This is a genomic window from Haematomicrobium sanguinis DSM 21259 (assembly GCF_000688395.1).
Classification (GTDB): Bacteria; Actinomycetota; Actinomycetes; order Actinomycetales; family Micrococcaceae; genus Haematomicrobium; species Haematomicrobium sanguinis.
Genome location: NZ_JIAG01000003.1, coordinates 234,097 through 249,961 on the forward strand (window position 1 = coordinate 234,097; position 15,865 = coordinate 249,961).

18 protein-coding genes and 1 tRNA gene are annotated in these 15,865 nt (G+C 59.6%); 14 read left to right on the plus strand and 5 right to left on the minus strand.

The features are described from left to right. The first annotated feature begins 55 nt into the window (after window positions 1–55). From O148_RS0104030 to O148_RS14755, 3 genes are all read left to right on the plus strand, one after another. Window positions 56–129 (plus strand) — tRNA-Ile (locus tag O148_RS0104030). 207 nt (window positions 130–336) lie between these two features. After that, the gene (locus O148_RS0104035; RefSeq protein ID WP_026529882.1) at window positions 337–639 is read left to right on the plus strand and encodes a hypothetical protein; all 303 of its coding nucleotides are present in this window, start codon (window positions 337–339) and stop codon (window positions 637–639) included. 421 nt (window positions 640–1,060) lie between these two features. Beyond that, window positions 1,061–2,107 (plus strand): glycosyltransferase 87 family protein, encoded by a 1,047-nt coding sequence (locus O148_RS14755; protein WP_240470782.1) that lies wholly within the window; start codon window positions 1,061–1,063, stop codon window positions 2,105–2,107. A 49-nt stretch (window positions 2,108–2,156) separates the two neighbouring features. On the opposite strand, the gene O148_RS17710 is transcribed toward O148_RS14755, so the two are convergent. Together O148_RS17710 and O148_RS0104050 are read right to left on the minus strand one after the other, a co-directional pair. Then, the gene (locus O148_RS17710; RefSeq protein WP_157374477.1) at window positions 2,157–2,327 is read right to left on the minus strand and encodes a hypothetical protein; all 171 of its coding nucleotides are present in this window, start codon (window positions 2,325–2,327) and stop codon (window positions 2,157–2,159) included. Continuing rightward, window positions 2,324–3,079 (minus strand): flavodoxin family protein, encoded by a 756-nt coding sequence (locus tag O148_RS0104050; RefSeq protein ID WP_026529883.1) that lies wholly within the window; start codon window positions 3,077–3,079, stop codon window positions 2,324–2,326. The genes O148_RS17710 and O148_RS0104050 overlap by 4 nt, the downstream gene beginning before the upstream one ends. A 196-nt stretch (window positions 3,080–3,275) precedes the next feature. Here O148_RS0104050 and O148_RS0104055 point away from each other — a divergent pair, with 196 nt between their 5' ends. Continuing rightward, window positions 3,276–4,598 carry an MFS transporter gene (locus tag O148_RS0104055; RefSeq protein ID WP_026529884.1) on the plus strand — a complete coding sequence of 441 codons (1,323 nt, stop codon included), beginning with the start codon at window positions 3,276–3,278 and terminating at the stop codon, window positions 4,596–4,598. A gap of 78 nt (window positions 4,599–4,676) precedes the next feature. On the opposite strand, the gene O148_RS14760 is transcribed toward O148_RS0104055, so the two are convergent. Continuing rightward, window positions 4,677–5,969 carry an Nramp family divalent metal transporter gene (locus O148_RS14760; protein ID WP_051619808.1) on the minus strand — a complete coding sequence of 431 codons (1,293 nt, stop codon included), beginning with the start codon at window positions 5,967–5,969 and terminating at the stop codon, window positions 4,677–4,679. Between the two features lie 185 nt (window positions 5,970–6,154). Between O148_RS14760 and O148_RS0104065 the strand changes: the two genes are divergently transcribed. The 3 genes from O148_RS0104065 (at window position 6,155) to O148_RS0104075 (ending at window position 9,069) form a co-directional block, all read left to right on the plus strand. Beyond that, complete coding sequence (locus O148_RS0104065; protein WP_157374486.1) at window positions 6,155–7,357, plus strand: acyl-CoA dehydrogenase family protein; 1,203 nt, start codon at window positions 6,155–6,157, stop codon at window positions 7,355–7,357. 149 nt (window positions 7,358–7,506) lie between these two features. Beyond that, on the plus strand, window positions 7,507–8,067 hold the full coding sequence (locus O148_RS16955; protein ID WP_026529886.1) for a TetR/AcrR family transcriptional regulator: 561 nt from the start codon (window positions 7,507–7,509) through the stop codon (window positions 8,065–8,067). Between the two features lie 30 nt (window positions 8,068–8,097). Further along, entirely contained in the window at window positions 8,098–9,069 is a 972-nt protein-coding gene (locus O148_RS0104075; protein WP_026529887.1) for an alpha/beta hydrolase, read from the plus strand. Window positions 9,070–9,087: 18 nt separating this feature from the next. On the opposite strand, the gene O148_RS17500 is transcribed toward O148_RS0104075, so the two are convergent. Together O148_RS17500 and O148_RS0104085 are read right to left on the minus strand one after the other, a co-directional pair. Beyond that, the gene (locus O148_RS17500; protein ID WP_035744749.1) at window positions 9,088–9,510 is read right to left on the minus strand and encodes a DUF3806 domain-containing protein; all 423 of its coding nucleotides are present in this window, start codon (window positions 9,508–9,510) and stop codon (window positions 9,088–9,090) included. Window positions 9,511–9,522: 12 nt separating this feature from the next. Beyond that, complete coding sequence (locus tag O148_RS0104085) at window positions 9,523–10,077, minus strand: M23 family metallopeptidase (RefSeq protein ID WP_084157034.1); 555 nt, start codon at window positions 10,075–10,077, stop codon at window positions 9,523–9,525. Between the two features lie 269 nt (window positions 10,078–10,346). Between O148_RS0104085 and rpsB the strand changes: the two genes are divergently transcribed. The 7 genes from rpsB to O148_RS0104120 all read left to right on the plus strand — a co-directional run bounded on the left by rpsB (window position 10,347) and on the right by O148_RS0104120 (window position 15,852). Beyond that, window positions 10,347–11,261 carry a 30S ribosomal protein S2 gene (rpsB, locus tag O148_RS0104090; RefSeq protein WP_026529889.1) on the plus strand — a complete coding sequence of 305 codons (915 nt, stop codon included), beginning with the start codon at window positions 10,347–10,349 and terminating at the stop codon, window positions 11,259–11,261. An 84-nt stretch (window positions 11,262–11,345) separates the two neighbouring features. Further along, complete coding sequence (tsf, locus tag O148_RS0104095) at window positions 11,346–12,173, plus strand: translation elongation factor Ts (RefSeq protein WP_026529890.1); 828 nt, start codon at window positions 11,346–11,348, stop codon at window positions 12,171–12,173. 147 nt (window positions 12,174–12,320) lie between these two features. Next, window positions 12,321–13,043 carry a UMP kinase gene (gene pyrH / locus O148_RS0104100; protein WP_026529891.1) on the plus strand — a complete coding sequence of 241 codons (723 nt, stop codon included), beginning with the start codon at window positions 12,321–12,323 and terminating at the stop codon, window positions 13,041–13,043. Window positions 13,044–13,109: 66 nt separating this feature from the next. Next, entirely contained in the window at window positions 13,110–13,619 is a 510-nt protein-coding gene (locus O148_RS0104105) for a hypothetical protein (RefSeq protein ID WP_157374478.1), read from the plus strand. A 96-nt stretch (window positions 13,620–13,715) separates the two neighbouring features. After that, window positions 13,716–14,273 (plus strand): ribosome recycling factor, encoded by a 558-nt coding sequence (gene frr, locus O148_RS0104110; protein WP_026529893.1) that lies wholly within the window; start codon window positions 13,716–13,718, stop codon window positions 14,271–14,273. After that, entirely contained in the window at window positions 14,273–15,184 is a 912-nt protein-coding gene (locus O148_RS14775; protein ID WP_051619809.1) for a phosphatidate cytidylyltransferase, read from the plus strand. The genes frr and O148_RS14775 overlap by 1 nt, the downstream gene beginning before the upstream one ends. 92 nt (window positions 15,185–15,276) lie before the next feature. After that, window positions 15,277–15,852 carry a DivIVA domain-containing protein gene (locus O148_RS0104120; protein ID WP_026529894.1) on the plus strand — a complete coding sequence of 192 codons (576 nt, stop codon included), beginning with the start codon at window positions 15,277–15,279 and terminating at the stop codon, window positions 15,850–15,852. Window positions 15,853–15,865: the final 13 nt, after the last annotated feature.

The following is a 15,865-nucleotide window of genomic DNA, read 5'->3' on the forward strand; positions in this document are numbered from 1 at the left end:
GAATGTCACCGCCCGCTCAAGTACTATGGCAAAGGCGCGTTTACCCGCGCGCCGCGGGGCTGTAGCTCAGCTGGTTAGAGCAGAGGACTCATAATCCTTTGGTCCTGGGTTCAAGTCCCAGCAGCCCTACTGATTTTTCCGTGTTGAAACGCTACATTTGCGTGGAGCCTCTGCCTATTCGCGACTTGGGGTGACTTATACCTTGAGTACACGTTCGCGTCTAGACAGGCGGACCATTTTTAAAACTGTTGGGCATCGCATGTTGACTTTTTGAGCCCCCCTGACACCGTTCAAGTGTCACAATCGTGGCAAATTCAATCGATCCAAGGAGTCAAAATGAAGAAGAAAGTTTCGGGCGCATTTGCAGTGTTTGGTTTTCTCATCGCGTCCTTGGGATTTTCCATTCCAGCGGCCAATGCGCAACCAGCTAGCACGGCCGGTTCGATGTCGATGGAGGCCTGTGAACAGCTCGCCATCAGCTACAAGTACGGACGCACGGCCATCCTCTGGAAATGTGGCGCGGAATATCATGGTCAAGTGCTAAATGGTTCGCCTGGCGATTTGATTTATCTCAACGTGGGTGGGAATGGCGCCGGAGGAGTTGTAATTCCGGCTGGCTCGAATACGGCCAACAGCTAGAGCATCGCGTTCGGGTCAGCGCCAGCAGCTTGCGTAGCATTCAATGATCGCCCAGGTGAGGATTTCTGCGCCATTCCGTAGGCACAAAGTCAGCATGAATCGATTGGTGGTGGGTGTTTCCCATGGAGTGGGCAGCACCCACCGCTGTCACGAGTAGAAAGGTCGTTGGATTTTGGTGAGAAGGCTCGCTCTACTTGGGCTGCCAGTCCTGATATTGCTGTTGTGGTTGTTGGTCGTTCGTCCCCCCATCGCACTTGACTACGGCGTATATCGACTTGGCGCGTCAGCGATATTTGGTTTGAACGGCCTCGACGCGAATCTTTATGGACCCACCTTGGGTTACCCAGGTGCGCCCGGTCTGCCTTTTACTTACCCGCCGTTTGCAGCGTTGATATTTCTTCCGATCGCGTTGCTTCCGACAATGGTTGGGTTCACCATCCTGACACTGTGCACCGTTCTAGTTGCGTATTGGTTGGCAAAGACGTTGGCGTCAAGCGTGAGATCCTTATCGGGAAGCCCGAGAAACGGGAAACTCAAGGTGATTCTCATTGGACTTTGGGGCGGACTAGCGATACTGTCCAGCGGACCTTGGCGAGACACCATTGACTTTGGGCAGATTAACGCCATTCTGCTCCTAATGTGCCTATGGGACCTTCTTGGGTCCGCGCGAGGGAACTCGAAATGGAATCGCTGGTCCGGCTTCCTCGTGGGCGTGGCAGCTGGTATCAAACTTACCCCGCTGGTGTTTGGCTTCTATTATCTGGTGCGTCGCGACTTCGCATCACTTGGTCGGATGATCGGAGGCTTCGCCACAACGGTTTTGGCCGCTTGGATTGTGGCGCCGAGCCTTTCGCAGGACTATTGGTTGAGTGTCATCCTCGATCCAGGGCGAATCGGGAACTTGGGGTATGCCGACAACACGTCAATTCGCGGGACACTCATGCACCTTGCTTTTCCCGCCGACCTAGTGACGACGTTGTGGGTAGCCCTCTCGCTGATATTGGCGGCCGTTGCGGGCCTGTGTATTTTCAAGACAAAAAAGCATGGCCCGTACGTCGGTGTTGCCTCAACGGCGTTGTTGATGCTCTTGGTTTCGCCAGTCACGTGGTCACATCATTGGGTCTGGTTGCCGCTGATTGCTTGGGGCTCATATGTACTGCTGTCGACACAAAAACTGCCAAAAGTTCTTGGATGGACAACGGGTGTAATAACCGTCCTCATGGCAATCGCGTTCTGGATCTCACCGAAGTGGATAGCGTTTCTGAGCGGGTCCAACGCCGATGGTCAGATGAGCGAACTTTCGATGTTGCTGGTATCGATTGGTTCGATTTGTGCGTATCTGTTATGCGTACTGTGGGCATGCGCACTTCTTGCATCCCGCCGAAGTTCGCTCGCGTACGATGGCCCTTTCGAATCGCCACCAACCCATGTAATCGTTCGTGCCGGTGGCGGTAGTTCTCCGCGATAAAGTCAAATGCGCTGTATGCCCGGGTGGACTCCGCTTCGATTTCCTGGGCTTAGTTCGGCGTCCGATTCCGCCAGGCCGCCAGGTAGGCAACAATCGCGATGATCATCAGGATGCCGAGCACAATGGTGATCGGCGCGGGCCACGCAAAGGCGAAGGACAGCGCAAGCAACACGATCGAAGCCAGCGCGACAACCCCCAAGACTGTTGATTTGTTCTTCATGACATACTCCCTTGTCGATACTCCGGATTGGATTCAAAACCAAAGCGCGCGCCATTTTCCCACGCGGTGCGGTCATTGCCGTAAGCCGGATATCCGCCGGCGGCTTTGAGGATATGACTCAAGTGCATGAGGTTCCAGGACATGATGGTCACGTTGCGGTTGGTGAAATCATTATCGAAGCCGACCCGCGTACCGTCGCCCGCGACATCCCCGTAACTGGGGCCCGGGCCGATTTCGCCGATCCACCCGGCATCGGCTTGCGGCGGGATGGTGAAGCCAATGTGTTGCATCGAATACAGCAAGTTCATTGCACAGTGCTTGACGCCATCCTCATTGCCATCGATCAGGCACCCGGCTACTTTGCCATAGTTTGCTGACTGTCCGAGCGAATTCAATTCCGCGGAATTGCTGTAGAGACGCTCCACGAGTTTCTTTGTGATGCTCGAATTGTCGCCAAGCCAGATCGGCCCGGCAATGACCACGATGTCGGCAGACTGGACCTTTTTCGCAATCTCGGGCCACTCATCTCTCTCCCAGCCGTGTTCGCGCATGTCCGGATACACGCCGGTTGCAACGTCCAGATCCACAAAGCGCAGCGACTCGGTCTCTACCCCGGCACCTTCCATGATGGCCCGGCTCTTATCAATCAGCACCTGAGTGTGGCTCGGTTCGGGCGAGCGGGTCAACGTGCAGTTAAAGAACAGGGCAGTCAGGTCGCTGTAGTCCGGGGGAGTAGGAGACTCATCACTCATGAAACCAACACTAGGCCAGTTTCCCCGCCGCGGTAAGAGTTCCCGGCAACGCGCCTTCCTCACCCCCAGACATGCTTGTGTTCCAGATCACAACGTGGCATTCTAAAGTCCAGAATTCCTGAACAATCGGTCAGTAAATACGGCCGCATCACAGCACCCGTAACCCAGGAATTCTTGAGGCGAAAGCGAGACAACGATGTCCCAAACCGCGCAAACACGCGCCCGAATGTCCGGCGAGGACCGCAAAGTCGTCGTCGGAACAATGGTCGGCACCACGATCGAATGGTACGACTTCTTCATCTACGCCCAGGCCGCCGGACTCATCTTCGCGCAGCTGTACTTCAACCCGCTCGCCGACGAAAGCCCGGGCCTTGGCCAGCTTCTCTCCTGGGCATCCATCGGTATCAGTTTCCTCTTCCGGCCCTTAGGCGCAGTCATCGCCGGACACCTGGGTGACCGGCTGGGCCGGAAAATCACCCTCGTCTTGACCCTCGTGACGATGGGTGCGGCAACCGCGCTGATCGGCCTCTTGCCCACTTACGCGGTCATCGGCGTGTGGGCACCGATCCTCCTCATACTCTTGCGCATCCTCCAAGGCTTCTCCGCCGGCGGCGAATGGGGCGGCGCCGCACTCATGGCGGTAGAGCACGCGCCGGAAAACAAACGCGGATTCTGGGGCGCGTACCCGCAAATCGGCGTGCCGCTGGGCATGATCCTCGCGTCCACCATGGTCTTTGTCTTGAACGTCACGCTCGGCTCGGAACAGTATCTCGCCTGGGGGTGGCGTATCCCATTCCTCGCATCCGTGGTGCTCATCGCGGTCGGCTACCTGATCCGCCGCGCGGTCGCCGAAAGCCCGGTCTTCGCCGAACTCCAGCAACGTCGACGCGAATCCAGCGCTCCACTGGGCGAACTCTTCAAGCACCACACCCGGCCGGTTATCCTGACCGCGCTCATCTTCATCGGCAACAACGCAGCCGGCTACCTCTTGATCGCGTTCTTCTCCGCATACGCCACCCGCACCCTCAAAATGGAGAGCGGGCCGGTGCTGCTGGCAACCCTGCTCGCCTCCTTCGGCTGGCTCATCTTCACGCTTTACGGCGGCGCGCTCTCGGACAAACTCGGTCGCGTGCGCACGTTCCAAATCGGCTATGCGCTGATTTTCGTCTGGATGATCCCGCTCTTCCTGCTGATCGACACGAAAAACATCTGGGCCTACGGCATCGCGCTGTTCCTCTTGACGCTGGGACTCGGGCTCTCCTACGGCCCGATGTCAGCCATGTACGCCGAAATGTTCCCGCCCCAAGTGCGCTACTCCGGGGTCTCGATCGGCTACGCGCTCGGCGCGATCCTGGGTGGCGCATTCGCCCCCCTGGTCTCCGAATGGCTCCTGGGACAAACCAAATCCTCCATCTCGATCGCCATCTACATCATGGTGCTCTGCGCGATCTCCTTCCTCGGGGTCACGCTGGTGAAGGAAACCCGCGGCACCAACTTGCGCGTCGCCCAAGATTCTTAAAAATGAAGTACGACGGCGCGTGGTCACCTTTTCGAGCGAAAGGTGACCACGCGCCGTCGTACTTTGTGTATCCGCGGGCTAGCCGATCGGTTCCATTCCGGGAATCAGCTTGGCGCGCGCAATCGCGTTCCAAAGCTCAATGAATCCGGTGGTCAGGTAGAAGACCGCGCAGAGGCCGAGAACGAGGTTGGTGTACCACTTGTTGCGCCACTCTTTCGGGGTGTTCTTGCTGTTGAGCAGCACGAGCAGCGTGATGGCGAGGAATGGCATGAAGAGGGCGCCGAGCACACCGTAGACCAGGATCAGTTGAATCGGAGACTTGATCAACCAGACAATGATCAGCGGCGGGATGGTCAGCCAGAAGATGTAGAACTTGTAGTAACTGCCGCCGATTTCGGCACGCGGATCGCCCTCGGGGAGCTTTCGCATGCGGCCCCAGAAGTCCGCGAACATGAGCGAGACGCCGTTCCAGACACCCAGAAGCGAGGAGAATGAAGCGGCGAAGAAGCCGATGAGGAAGATCGGGCTGATGATCGGGCCGTAGCGTTCGGTCAACACGGTGTTCAGGTCGAGGAGGCCCTTATCACCGCTGGCGACCGCAATGTTTGCGCTGTAGAGCAGTTCCGCGCCGACAATCAGCATGGAGATCACAAAGATGCCGGAGACGATATAGGCAACCGCGTTGTCGATGCGCATGACACGCATGAACTTCGGGGCAACCCAGCCCTTTTCTTTGAGCCAGTAACCATAGGCGGCTAGCGTGATCGTGCCGCCTACGCCGCCAGCCACGGCCAGCAGGTTGAAGATGCTGCCCTCCGGGATCGAGGGGATGAGGCCGGCCAAGATGTCGCCGATGTTCGGGCCGACAATTATGGCTAGACCGACGATCACGACAAACATCACGCCGACGAAGAATGCCGTGACGCGCTCAAACAGGGTGTAGCGCCCCGCCCAGACGAGCGCCGCGCCGACGAGTCCGCAAATGGTGCCAAGCAATGGGACGGGGACGCCGGGGAAGAGAGTGGCGAGCGGTATTGCGGAGGATGCCATTGCCGTGGCGCCGTAGACGAAGCCCCAAATGATGATGTAGGGGCCGAAGTAGAAGGCGGTCCAGCGTCCGACTTTCCGCCAGCCCTCGTAAATGCTTTCTCCCGTGGCGAGCGTCCAGCGTCCCACGCCTTCGACCAGGACGATCTTAATGATCACGCCCATGACGACGGCCCAGAGTAAGGCGTATCCGTATTTTTGGCCGGCAATGAGGGTGGCGACAATGTCGGCGGCGCCAATACCGGTGGCGGCGACGATCAGGCCCGGGCCAATGAGTTTCCATTTAGGTGTCTCAAGGGAGGAGTCGTTGTGCGGTGAACTCATGAGTTTCCTTCTTGCTGAGGACGGAATGTGGTGTGAATCACGATATGGAGCTTTGACCTAAGCCTAGGCGGTGCCTGTCGCACTGGAAAACACCGTGGCACTGCGGTATGTTACTCATGAGTAACTTGGCTATCGTTGATGGTGGTCAGTGTGGACTGCGCACCGGCGGCGGAGCGCCCATTGTGATGGAGGCACCTGTGGCGAAACAGGCTTTAGATACCAGCAATCTTCCGTTCGACAACGGCGACTTTTACGAGTTTGAAGCGCTCTTGAGCGATGCCGAGCGTGGGAAACTGGCGGATGCGCGCGATTTCTTGGACAAGGAAGTGCGTCCGATCGCCAATGAGTATTGGCTCAAGGCAGAGTTCCCCATGGAGCTCATTCCCAAGATCGCCGAGCTCGATGTCATGTCACCGATGCATCGTCAGGGCCACTCCGCGCTCTATGCGGGATTGCTGCACGCCGAGTTCACCCGTGCCGACACCTCGGTTGCGACGTTTATGGGCGTGCACGACGGTTTGTTCACCGGATCGATCGAAGCGCTCGCTTCCGAGGAGCAAAAGGCGGAGTGGTTGCCGGACATCTACGCCATGAAAAAGATCGGCGCCTTTGGGTTGACCGAGCCTCTCGGCGGATCCGATGTTGCCGGTGGCACGCGGACCACCGCTGAGAAGCAGGGCGATACGTGGGTCTTGAACGGGGCGAAGCGGTGGATTGGCAACGCGACGTTCTCGGATTGGGTCGTGATTTATGCCCGTGACGTGGCGGACAACCAGGTCAAAGGGTTTTTGGTGGACACGTCCCTGCCTGGGTATGCCGCATCCAAGATTGAGAACAAGATTTCGTTGCGCTCGGTACAAAATGCCGACATCACTCTCACGAACGTGGAAGTTCCCGAGCACTTCAAGCTGGCCGGTGCCAATTCCTTTAAGGATGTCAACAAGGTGCTCAAGGTGACGCGCCTGGCCGTCGCGTGGCAGGCCGTGGGGCAGCAGATGGCCGCGTTCGAGGTGGCACGGAAGTACGCGCTGACCCGCGAACAGTTTGGCAAACCCATCGGCGCGAACCAGCTCATCCAGGAGCAGCTGACTCAAATCTTGGGCAACACTGTGGCGTCGATGGGGATGATGGTGCGCCTGGCGCAGCTGGAGGATCAGGGCATTGCCCGCGATGAGCAGTCCGCTCTCGCAAAGGCGTTCACGACGGCGCGCATGCGGGAATCTGTGGCCCTGGGGCGAAGCATCCTGGGTGGAAACGGCATCGTCACCGACTACGAGATGGCCAAAATCTTCACCGACGCCGAAGCGATTTACTCTTACGAAGGCACCTACGAGATCAACACCCTCGTCGCGGGACGAGCCATTACCGGAATGGCCGCGTTCGTGTAGGCGTTCGCCGCGCAACTTATGCGCAATAGACGTGGCCGCCGGTGAGCATAAACACTTATGCTCACCGGCGGCCCCTTTCCGTGAGCATAAGTTATTGGGGGTTCGCGGGCTACCTTTACAAAAAGACGAAAACTGTAATACTTGTATGTATGAGTGCGGCACGTACGAGTCGAGGCACCAGCAGGGAGCAAGCGGTTGAAGCCGCCTACTACGCATTCGCCAAGAACGGGCTGGAGCGCACCGGCATGCAAGACATTGCACGGGAACTCGGGAAGACGCGTCCTGTGGTGTACCGTTTCTTCACGGATAAGAATGACGCGTTCCGCCAAGTGACTAAACATCTGCTTGATCGCACGCTGGCGGTTGCTCAGGCCGCCGCTCGGGGCCAGGGCACACCAGATGAGCGGATCTTCGGTGTTCTCGATGCCAAGCTCACCCTTGCGGTGCGCATTCATGAGGCGAGCCCCCATTTCGGCCGCGCTCTGTTGGCCGAAGACACCGGGCTCGTCGCCGACCTTGCCCGCGACTACATGGCAGCGCTCGGCGCTCTGCTGGTCGAGATACTCAAGACCGAGATGCCGCTGATGCCCTCGCGGGAGCTCAGTATTATCCTGCTCGCCCTCACCCGCGGTCTCGAGGATGACCTGAGCGATCCCGCGGGCACGCGCGCACAACTCAGACTCGCCATCTCACTTCTCGCCCGCCCCTAACAGCCTCACATCAGTAAAGGACCGGTCAGGATGTCCACCCGCGAAAAAACCTACGCCGACCAAGAGGCGTGGCGCGATCTCCAAGAATTCCTTCCCGTACGTCTGCGCTTAAGCGAGGCGAACCAGATGCCGACCGAAGAATTTTGGACCTGGAACTCTCATCAAATCCACCTCGATCGCTACCCAAATCCGGAGGCGCCAGCTAGGGTGCTACTGCATCACGGGGTGGGCACGAACGGACGCCAAATGACACTCATCCTCGGGCGCACGCTTGCCGAGCGGGGGTGGGACGTGAGCTCAATCGACAATCTCGGATATGGAATGACGAAGGTCGCCGAGGGTGCAAGCTACACGTATGAGGATTGGGTGAACATGGTTCTGGACTACCTCGCGTACATGAAGAGCGAGGATGGGCGGCCCATCGTTCTCTATGGGCTCAGTGCCGGCGGCATGTTGACCTACCACGTCGCGGCGGCCGCTCCGGCGGGAACCCTCGCGGGGATCGTCGGCATGACCTTTTTGGACCAGCGACTTACGCAGGTGCGCCGCGACACCGCGCACGATCCACTCACCGCACTCATTGGGCCCGTCGTGATGCGGTTGCTGTCCAAGACTCGGCTCGGCGACATCAAAATACCCATGACCCTCGCGTCCAAGATGTCGGCGCTCGCCAACGACCCGGGGGCCATGAAGGTGTTCCTCAAGGACAAGACAAGCGCCGCGAACTCGGTTCCCATGCGCTTCTTGGATAGTTACCTGAATTATCAGCCCGCACTCGAGCCGAAAGAATTCGCCGCGTGCCCCGTTCTCTTGACCCAGCCCGCCGAGGACCGTTGGTCGCCGCTACAGCTGAGCAAGCCTGTCCTAGACGCGATCACCAAGGTTCCGGTGGAGACGGTTTTATTGGATGGCGCCGGCCACTTTCCGCTGGAAGAACCAGGCCTTACTCAGATGCAAGATGCCATCGATGAGTTCATCCGCACGGCAACGAAAGTCCGGTAGCGGACTCACCGGCTTCGGCTAGTCGACGTCTTGGACGAGTTCCTTGAGACGGCTGGAAAGACTGATAAACATCGAGTAAATGTCCACGGTTTCGCCCGCTTCGACGCGGCGTAGGATCATCGGCAACGGGTTGACGATCAATGTCGTTTCACTGCGATTGAGCGCAACGTATTCGCCGTCCTCGTCCTCGACGCTCACCCAGTCCAGCCCCACGTCCTGCGCGAGAGCGTCACCCAAGCAGGCGCCGAGAGCAATGAGATTACCTTCACTGATGGTGAGGTCTTCGGTCTGGGCCAAATACGTGTTGATAATGGCAAGCTTGACGCTCAGCTCTTCATATTTTTGCTGTTCGTCCTCGGGCAAAAACCCCAGGAGCCATTCGCGAAACCGGGCAAGTTCTAGGGCGTCTTCGGGCTTAAGCGGCACGATCGTGTTGCTCATGCTCCGACCCTACTAGCCATTCCACGGAAGCAACACCGACGGTCTCGTTTCCCGCACAAATTGCAACGGGTTGACGTACTCACCGTCCTCACGTGCGCCCCAGTGGATGGCAGATTGTCCGTCGTGCAGCATTGCGGCTACCGTGCCGATCACCTCCCCTCGCAACACACGGTCGCCCACTTTCAGTTCACTCTCGACCGGTTCATAACTGGTCAAGACGCCGTTGTCATGGCGGACGCTGAGCACGGGCCGATCCACCACCACGCCGACAAACCACACCGTCCCATCGGCGGGCGCCAGCACTTCTTGCCCAGCGCCCGCAGCCAAGTCCACGCCGCGATGCCCGGGCATCCAGTTCTTGGGCGGCTTGTCGAAATCTCGAACCACCTCGGGTACAGGGGAGAGTGGCCACGCCCAGCCTGCGGGAGCGCCCACGCCTGCGAGGGCGGAACCGGTTCCCACAAGAACCAGGGCAACGCTCACGAGAAGGCCCGCTACCAAGGCGAGGTGCGTGCGGATGTCGGGGACACGCCGTCGTGCATCATGAAAGGAAATTGCCGAAGCCATGGCACCAGGGTGAGCGCAAAGTTCCCTTGGTGCCAGCGCAAAATGTGCCTTTGTGGATAACTCGCGGGAATCGGCGGCCTGTGTAGGAGCATCCGGTCAAGTGGCGCCCAAGAATACGCTAGAATAGATGCAGCAGCTACGGCTGACTACGCGCGCCGTCATGACGGTTGCACCCTGTGGTCCACCCCGGTGGATGGGGCGCGGCACACGGCGCTAGGAAAATAACCATCAAAATCGCGCGATTTTTCGCGCCACAAAGGAGATACGGCATGCCCGTAGTAACTATGCGCCAGCTGCTGGACAGCGGCGTTCACTTTGGTCACCAGACCCGCCGCTGGAACCCGAAGATGAAGCGTTTCATTTTCACCGAGCGCAACGGCATCTACATCATCGATCTGCAGCAGTCGCTGTCCTACATCGACCGCGCCTACGAATTCATCAAGGAGACCGTTGCTCGCGGCGGTTCGGTGCTGTTCGTGGGAACCAAGAAGCAGGCCCAGGAGGCCATTGCCGAGCAGGCCACCCGCGTGGGCCAGCCCTACGTCAACCATCGCTGGTTGGGCGGCATGCTCACCAACTTCCAGACCGTTTCCAAGCGAATCTCGCGCATGAAGGAACTGGAAGAGATTAATTACGACGACGTAGCCGGTTCTGGTCACACCAAGAAAGAACTGTTGCTCTTGAACCGCGAATTGGTGAAGCTTCAGGCCAACCTCGGCGGTATCCGCAACCTCACCAAGACCCCCTCCATCCTCTGGGTTGTTGACACCAAGAAGGAGCACCTCGCCATTGATGAGGCGCGCAAGCTCGGCATCCCCGTGGTCGCGATTCTGGACACCAACTGCGATCCGGATGAGGTCGACTTCCCGATCCCGGGTAACGATGACGCGATCCGCGCCGTCAACCTGTTGACCCGCGTTGTTGCCGACGCCGTGGCCGATGGCCTGCTGGCTCGCAACAAGGGCGGCGAAAGCGCCGAGTCCGCCGAAGAGCCGATGGCCGAGTGGGAGCGCGAGCTCCTCGAGTCCGGCAAGGCCGACGACGAGACCGTTGCCGAAACCGTTGTCGAAGAGGGCGCCAAGAGCACCGACGCCGCCGACGCCGTGGCCAACGAAGCCTCCATTGCTGAAGTTGAAGAAGCCGCTGAAGCCGCTGGCGAGCCAGTAGCCGAAGAAACCAAGTAACAACACTGGGGGTGGTGTGGGTGAAGCGCCCACACCACTTTCCATGTTCAGACCACTGCACATATTTTTTGAGAAGGAGTTGAGATGGCGAACTACACTGCAGCCGACATCAAGGCACTGCGCGAGCGCACTGGCGCCGGCATGATGGATGTCAAGAAGGCACTCGACGAGGCCAACGGCGACGCCGAGAAGGCCATGGAATTGATCCGTATTAAGGGTCTCAAGGGCGCCACCAAGCGCGAGGGCCGCTCGACCGCCGAGGGTCTGGTTGCCGCCAAGGTCGCCGACGGCGCTGGCACCATGATCGAGGTCAACTGCGAGACCGACTTCGTGGCAAAGTCTGCCCCGTTCATCGAGTTCGCGAACAAGGCGCTGGACGCTGCTGTTGCCGCCGGTGCCGCCGACGTTGACGCGCTTCTTGCCGCCGAAATCGATGGCAAGCCCGTTTCCGAGGCCGTTATCGAAGCCGGGGCGTTGCTCGGCGAGAAGGTCGATATCCGCCGCGTGGCCCGCGTTGAAGGCGCCTTCGTGGACGCGTACCTGCACAAGACCTCGAAGGATCTGCCGGCCCAGGTTGGTGTGCTCTTCGGTGTGGATGGCGACGCCCCCGAGGCCGCGCACGATGTTGCCGTGCACATTGCCGCGTACGCCCCGACCTACATCACTCGCGATGAGGTTCCTGCCGACCTGGTGGAGAACGAGCGCCGCATCGCCGATGAGACCGCGCGTGCCGAGGGCAAGCCGGAGCAGGCACTGCCGAAGATCGTGGAAGGCCGCCTGACTGGTTTCTTCAAGGAGAACGTGCTGCTCGATCAGCCGTTCGCCAAGGACCCGAAGAAGACCGTGGGCGCCGTGCTGGAAGAGGCCGGCGTGAAGCCGACCGGTGTGGCACGTTTCCGCGTTGGCGCCTAGCCATTTAGGGTAGGCTCAAGCCAAGAACGCGAGAAAAGGGGGTGGACACTACCTGTGACCACCCCCTTTTCTCATGCCATCATTTACTACACTCTGCTACTGCACAGTGCATACTTCACACTGCAATCGTGACCCGGGAGGACACCCATGACCGACACTCTTGATACGCCCAAGCGGCGCGTACTCCTCAAACTTTCCGGCGAGGTCTTCGGCGGCGGCAGCGTGGGCGTCGATCCCGCGACGGTGCGGGGCATCGCCGAACAAATCGCCGCGGCGGCCGAGGAAGTGGAAGTGGCTATTGTGGTGGGTGGCGGTAACTTCTTCCGCGGCGCCGAACTGTCCCAGGCAGGCATGGATCGGAGCCGTGCGGACTACATGGGAATGCTCGGAACGGTCATGAACTGCCTGGCCCTCCAAGACTTCTTGGAGCAAGAGGGCGTCGAGACCCGCGTGCAAACTGCGATCACCATGGGACAGGTTGCCGAGGCGTACATTCCGCGCCGGGCGATCCGCCATCTGGAAAAGGGCCGTGTGGTCATCTTCGGCGCCGGCGCCGGGATGCCCTACTTCACCACCGATACCGTTGCCGTGCAGAGGGCACTGGAAGTGCACGCGGACGAGGTACTCGTGGCCAAGAACGGTGTGGACGGGGTGTTCTCCGCTGATCCCAAGCTTGATCCCACCGCCACCAAGTTCGATCACCTCACCTATGAGGAGGCAATGCGCCGATCACTGCGCATTATGGATCAGGCCGCATTTGCGATGTGCCGGGACAATGACGTGAAAGCACTCGTGTTCCAGATGGATCTAGAGGGCAACGTGACCCGTGCCATTAATGGTGATGAAATTGGTACCCGCCTGACGAACTAGGTGACATAGACTCGCCGGTACGAGGTTCCGCGGGGTACCTCGAGACCGATGCTATTTGGGGGAATCATGTCGGGTGGAACTTTAGCCGGAAGCTCGTCTCAGCCGGCCACGAACAAACGGGTGCTGGGGTGGGGCCTCGTTGCCCTGATCGTAGTGCTACTGATCGCGTTGCCGCTCAGCTTGAGTGCCATCGGAAATGCCCAGGCGGAATCGGGTCAGGACGCCGGGGTGTGGAACCTCGTGGGCGCGGCGGGAACGTACTATGCAACACCCGTCGGAGTTGTCCTGGTGGTCATGTATTACCTGATTTTCACGGTGCGCCAACTCTCGCGGAAGACCATTGCGCGGATCGTTGATATCACCATTCTGCTTCTATTAGCGCTCTCCGTCGCGGCGTTGGCTTTCCTCGTCATTGTGAGCCAAACGACCGGGGGAGGAGAAGCAGGGCTCGGCCTTGCCATCTATGTCGGCTTGGTCCCGGCCACAACCGCGGTCTGGATCATTGCCGCACTCCTCGCACTCAAGGCGATCGCGCTCAAAATCTATCCGGCCCCGGAGCGCGCCGAATCGCGATAGCGCCGCCTGAAACCTCACTCGCGCTCCGATAGGATAGACCGGGAAGAGAAACCGACGCGCTATTCGCAGTCATCCAGCAGTCATCAAGGAGTAGAAGTGATCGAGGAAACCCTCGCCGAAGCTAAAGAAAAGATGGACGCCTCCGTGGAGTCCGCCAAGGAGAACTTCTCCTCCGTGCGCACCGGCCGCGCCAACCCCTCGTTGTTCGCCAAGGTCATGGTGGAGTACTACGGCACCCCCACCCCGTTGCAGCAACTCGCGTCCTTCCAGAACCCGGAAGCGCGCACCCTCTTGATTCAGCCGTTCGATAAGAGCGCCATGAAAGACATTGAAAAAGCGCTCCGCGACTCCGATTTGGGAGCCAACCCGTCCAATGACGGCAACGTGATTCGCGTGGTCCTTCCCGAACTCACCGAGGAGCGCCGCAAGGAATACGTCAAGCTCGTCAAGGGCATGGCCGAGGACGCGAAGGTCGCCGTACGCAATAACCGCCGCAAGGCCAAGGAAGCAATCGACAAATTCGTCAAGGACGGCGATGTCGGCGAAGACGAAGGCGCACGCGGCGAAAAGGAACTCGATTCCATCACCAAGTCCCACGTTGAGAACATCGATGAGCTGCTGTCCCGTAAAGAAGCGGAACTGCTCGAAGTCTAATGAGCACCTCCAGCTCACCGCCTGCGGCCAACGCGGCCAACTCGGCCAGCGCGGCCAACGCGGCCAGCCCGGGGAAGAAGGCGTCCCGCGCTGGCCGTGATTTACCGGCCGCAATTGGAGTCGGGCTGACGCTCCTCATCGTGGTGCTCATCGGCATCCTTTGGGTGCCCTGGCTCTTGCTGGTGGTCGTGACGGCGGCAGTGAGTTTCGGCGCGTGGGAAGTCGCCCGCGCATTGCGTTCGCGCCATATCGAGGTCCCGCAAGTCCCTCTGCAAATTGGTGCCATCGGCATACCTGTAGGCACCTGGATCGGCGCGCTCACCGGAATTGGAGCGGAGCAGGGGCTCGCGATCTCCCTCTTCGGCGCGGTCCTGGTCATGGTCCTCTACCGTGTGTTCCTGCCGCGTCGCGACACCTTGCGGGCAGTCATCTCGGGCACCTTTATTTTGCTCTGGGTGCCGTTCCTCGCCTCATTCACGCTCCTGCTTCTGACCGAACCGCGCGGGAACATTCTGTTGGCCACGTTGCTGTTGCTCGTGGTTTCCAATGACACCTTTGGCTACATCGTCGGCTCGCTTTTCGGCAAACACCCCCTGGTGCCGAAAATCTCGCCGAAGAAATCCTGGGAAGGGTTCATCGGTTCAATTCTGGGCGCCTGCCTCATCGGCGTACTCTGTTGTATCTTCCTGCTCCAGACCCAATGGTGGGTCGGCATCATCCTCGCGGTTCTCACCGTGGCCGCCGCCACCACCGGTGACCTTGCCGAATCCATGATTAAACGCGAGCTGGGTGTCAAAGACATGAGCCGCATTCTGCCCGGGCACGGCGGTCTCATGGACCGATTAGACTCCGTGGTTTTCGCCGCGCCGGTGGCGTATCTGGTGACGGTAATTCTCTCCGGTCATTTCTGAGCGATACACTAACCAGAGCCGCTCACCACCCACCAAACCGCCCTAAAACAAGCACAGCGTGACAACCACAGCGCAGTAACGAAAAGGACATCATGGAGGAAACCCGCTCCCGCAAGGCAACCTTTCCCCGTGCCGAGCGCCGCGACTACGGCTATGACGTCAAACAGGTCGATGCCTTCATGGCCAAAGCCCGCCGCTCCTACAACAACCCGGACGCCGGCGCCCCCGTGACCAGTAAAGAAGTCCGCGCGGTCGCTTTTGACCCGGCCAAGGGCGGTTACGAGCCGCGCGCCATCGACGCAGCGCTGGACCGGATTGAGGACGCGTTCGCGGAACGCGAGCGGGATGCGCTGATCGCCAAACACGGGGAAGACCAGTGGTTACAGGGCATCAGCAAGCTATCCACGGTTCTCCGTGCGCGTATGCACCGCCGCCGCGGCGAACGCTTTCGCCGCCCGACCAGCCGCAACGCCATCAGCTACGACGTTGAAGATGTGGACCGGCTGTGCGAAGAACTCCTCAGCTACTTCGAAAAGGACAAACCGCTAAGCGTGGACGTGGTGCGCCGGGCGGTGTTCCGCCCCGCCAAGGGCCGTAACGGCTATGACGAGGCGCAGGTCGACGCGTTCTTGGACCGCGTCGTCGAGCTGATGGCCGCGATCGACTAACTCGCTCGCAAAC

What these genes read in the sequence shown, in the direction of transcription:
- O148_RS14775 (WP_051619809.1), top strand. Translation starts at nt 14,273, where the DNA reads ATGAGCACCTCCAGCTCACCGCCTGCGGCCAACGCGGCCAACTCGGCC.
- rpsB (WP_026529889.1), top strand. Translation starts at nt 10,347, where the DNA reads ATGCCCGTAGTAACTATGCGCCAGCTGCTGGACAGCGGCGTTCACTTT.
- O148_RS0104065 (WP_157374486.1), top strand. Translation starts at nt 6,155, where the DNA reads ATGGAGGCACCTGTGGCGAAACAGGCTTTAGATACCAGCAATCTTCCG.
- O148_RS0104075 (WP_026529887.1), top strand. Translation starts at nt 8,098, where the DNA reads ATGTCCACCCGCGAAAAAACCTACGCCGACCAAGAGGCGTGGCGCGAT.
- O148_RS17500 (WP_035744749.1), bottom strand. Translation starts at nt 9,510, where the DNA reads ATGAGCAACACGATCGTGCCGCTTAAGCCCGAAGACGCCCTAGAACTT.
- O148_RS14755 (WP_240470782.1), top strand. Translation starts at nt 1,061, where the DNA reads ATGGTTGGGTTCACCATCCTGACACTGTGCACCGTTCTAGTTGCGTAT.
- O148_RS0104035 (WP_026529882.1), top strand. Translation starts at nt 337, where the DNA reads ATGAAGAAGAAAGTTTCGGGCGCATTTGCAGTGTTTGGTTTTCTCATC.
- O148_RS0104085 (WP_084157034.1), bottom strand. Translation starts at nt 10,077, where the DNA reads ATGGCTTCGGCAATTTCCTTTCATGATGCACGACGGCGTGTCCCCGAC.
- O148_RS17710 (WP_157374477.1), bottom strand. Translation starts at nt 2,327, where the DNA reads ATGAAGAACAAATCAACAGTCTTGGGGGTTGTCGCGCTGGCTTCGATC.
- O148_RS0104050 (WP_026529883.1), bottom strand. Translation starts at nt 3,079, where the DNA reads ATGAGTGATGAGTCTCCTACTCCCCCGGACTACAGCGACCTGACTGCC.
- tsf (WP_026529890.1), top strand. Translation starts at nt 11,346, where the DNA reads ATGGCGAACTACACTGCAGCCGACATCAAGGCACTGCGCGAGCGCACT.
- O148_RS14760 (WP_051619808.1), bottom strand. Translation starts at nt 5,969, where the DNA reads ATGAGTTCACCGCACAACGACTCCTCCCTTGAGACACCTAAATGGAAA.
- pyrH (WP_026529891.1), top strand. Translation starts at nt 12,321, where the DNA reads ATGACCGACACTCTTGATACGCCCAAGCGGCGCGTACTCCTCAAACTT.
- O148_RS16955 (WP_026529886.1), top strand. Translation starts at nt 7,507, where the DNA reads ATGAGTGCGGCACGTACGAGTCGAGGCACCAGCAGGGAGCAAGCGGTT.
- O148_RS0104105 (WP_157374478.1), top strand. Translation starts at nt 13,110, where the DNA reads ATGTCGGGTGGAACTTTAGCCGGAAGCTCGTCTCAGCCGGCCACGAAC.
- O148_RS0104120 (WP_026529894.1), top strand. Translation starts at nt 15,277, where the DNA reads ATGGAGGAAACCCGCTCCCGCAAGGCAACCTTTCCCCGTGCCGAGCGC.
- O148_RS0104055 (WP_026529884.1), top strand. Translation starts at nt 3,276, where the DNA reads ATGTCCCAAACCGCGCAAACACGCGCCCGAATGTCCGGCGAGGACCGC.